Source organism: Streptomyces sp. NRRL WC-3549 (genome assembly GCF_000721935.1).
Lineage (GTDB): Bacteria > Actinomycetota > Actinomycetes > Streptomycetales > Streptomycetaceae > Streptomyces.
In genome coordinates this window covers 46,445-48,937 of the sequence record NZ_KL585412.1, presented here as the reverse complement: position 1 = coordinate 48,937, position 2,493 = coordinate 46,445, and the positions used below count along the sequence as shown (strand labels likewise).

The following is a 2,493-nucleotide window of genomic DNA, read 5'->3' as shown; positions in this document are numbered from 1 at the left end:
CCGCCGCAGCCCCAGTCCCAGCCGCCCTACGCCCCCGCCCACACCCCCGGGGCGCGTCCCGCCCGGAACGGTCTCGGCATCGCGGCGCTGGTCCTGGGCATCATCGGGTCCGTCTCCGGCCTGATCCCGCTCCTCTTCTGGCTGGCCGGGATCCTGGGCCTCATCGCGCTGATCCTGGGCCTGTCGGGGAGAGGCCGCGTCAAGCGCGGAGAGGCGACGAACAAGGGGGCGGCCACCTTCGGCGCCGTGCTCGGCATCGTCGCGCTGATCCTCGCCGTGGTGGGGGTGGTCATCACCTTCAAGGCCGTGGACGACGCCGTGAAGAGCATCGACAAGGAACTCTCGGGCAGTTCGGCCTCCGCCAGGCCGAACGGCGCCGCCGACGACGCGAAGGGTGAGGACGCCCCCAAGAAGGGCGAGTCCCTGGCGGAGGGCGACTCGGCCGTGTACGACGACGGCCTGGAGATCACGGTGAACGCCCCCGCCGCCTTCACCGCGGGCGAGTTCGCGATCGGCCACACCAAGGGCAACGACGCGTACTCGGTCACGGTGGTCATCGAGAACAAGGGCAAGGAGAAGTTCGACGCGGCGCTCGTCACCCTGGAGGCCCGGGCCGGCGAGGACGGCGTGAACGCGGAGCAGATCTACGACGACACGGTCGGCGAAGGGCTCACCGGGACGGTCCTCCCGGGCAAGAAGATCACGGCGGAGTACGCCTTCGACGCCCCGGCGGGCGCCAAGACCCTGACCGTCGAGGTCAACGCGGACTTCGACCACGACGCGAGCCAGTGGGAGCTGAAGCTCTGACGGTGCTCACGCACCGCGGAGGCGTGGCCCGGGACGCGACCGCGGTGCCGGTCCCCGCCCGGGTCGGCCCGGCACCTCGGGGTCACCGCGGCGGACGAGGACCGGGCCCGGAAGGACCGCCCCCGCCCGGCGCGGTGGGCACCCGCGACCGGGCGGGCAACAGCCGGGCCCTTCCCGGGGAAACAGCCGGGCGAAGGGGTCAGGCGCCCGGCCGGACCGGACCGACGAGGGTGCCGGCGGCCACCTGGAGCCGGCCCTCGGCGACGGACGTACCGGGGATCTCCCCGCCGGGGGCCTGGAGCGTGAAGGACGCCTCGTCCGCCGCGACGCCGCGGCCGTCATCGGGGACCTGGATGTCGAAGTGCACCGGGCGGCCCGGTCCGAGGGTCACCACGGTCCCCTGGTCGCCGTAACGGCCGGCGGTGATCCCACGGTCCGCACCGTGGTCCGAGAACCGCACCCCGGTGGGCGAACCGGCCAGCTCGCACGGGTCGTACCCGGACGGCACGGTCAGGGTGACGCGGTAGTGGCGGTGCCCGGCGCTGCCGGGCGCGTCGGTGATCTTCGCGAGGTGGTTGGCCGGCCGGCAGGCCGAGGGCGCGCCACCACCGCCCGCCGGTGAGGCCTGGGCGACTCCCGCGCCGACCGCCCCCGCCAGCACGGCGGCGGCCCCGCCAGCACGGCGGCGGCGAGGACGGCGGCGATCTGTCGGTTCGTGCGCATCATGAACACTCCTTGCCTTAGGGCTGTCCCGCGCGCGTTCTCCGTCAGGACCATGGTCGCCACCATCCCTGCCCGCCCTTCCGCCCGGGGAATGTCACAGGCCCGGCACAGCCGGAGCCCGGGGCGGCCACCGGCCCGAGGCCGCCGGGGCGGGACGCGGAGGCGGGACGCGGAGGCGGGCCGGGACGCGCGGGAAGTGCGCCCGGCCGGCCAGGTCTTCGCGCACGCAGGCGGGCCGGGCGCGCCAGGGGTTGCGTGCACCACCCCGGGAGGACCGGGGACGTCCCGCGAGCGGGGGTCGCCCCCGGTTCCGTGCCGTCACGTCAGGCAGAAGCGGGGAGCCCGCCCGTCGGCTCATGGCCGGCTCAACGGCTGGGAGCCTCCGTGGGGTTGCCGCCCGTGGGCAGCTTCTGGTCGGGGCATCCCGCCAGGACCTCGGTCATCGCCTCGCGCTCGGCCCGCGTCACCCACAGCTCGTACTTCTTCTTGACGGCGACCTGCCCGGCGACATAGGTGCAGCGGTAGGCCTTGTTCGGCGGGAGCCAGGTCGCGGTGTCCCCGTCACCCTTGCGGCGGTTGGTGGACGAGTCGGCGGCCACGAGGTTGAGCGGGTCGTTCGCGAAGGCCCGCCGCTTCTCGTCGCTCCACTTCTGGGCGCCCTTCTGCCACGCGTCGGACAAGGCGACGAGGTGGTCTATGTCCACCTTGCTGGCCCCGCGCTGAAACGTGATGCGGGTCCCGGTGTACGGGTCGGGGTCGAGCACCCCCTTGAGGACCTTGCAACCGTCGGCGTCCCGGGAGACGGCGTCGAGCTGGGCCGCGAGTATGTCGTCGCGGGTACCGCAGCCGTTGCGGTCGGTGTCCACCCACGCGGAGCCGAACGCCTTCCTCTCGTACCCGGTCTTGGGCGCCCGGCCCTTCACCGGCAGCGCCTCGGCGGCCTGGAGCCTGTCTCTTATACAC

At 73.9% G+C, this 2,493-nt stretch carries 3 protein-coding genes; 1 reads left to right on the top strand and 2 read right to left on the bottom strand.

From position 1 onward, the window contains the following. Positions 1–807: DUF4190 domain-containing protein (locus IH13_RS0120615; protein WP_031086571.1), on the top strand; the 807-nt coding region annotated here is incomplete at its 5' end. 199 nt (positions 808–1,006) lie between these two features. Here the strand turns inward: IH13_RS0120615 and IH13_RS0120610 are convergent. Both IH13_RS0120610 and IH13_RS0120605 read right to left on the bottom strand, forming a co-directional pair. Continuing rightward, on the bottom strand, positions 1,007–1,468 hold the full coding sequence (locus IH13_RS0120610) for a DUF4232 domain-containing protein (protein ID WP_051835884.1): 462 nt from the start codon (positions 1,466–1,468) through the stop codon (positions 1,007–1,009). Positions 1,469–1,895: 427 nt separating this feature from the next. Continuing rightward, positions 1,896–2,493, bottom strand: a 598-nt coding sequence (locus IH13_RS0120605; protein ID WP_063837471.1) for an HNH endonuclease family protein, incomplete at its 5' end; no start/stop codon positions are given.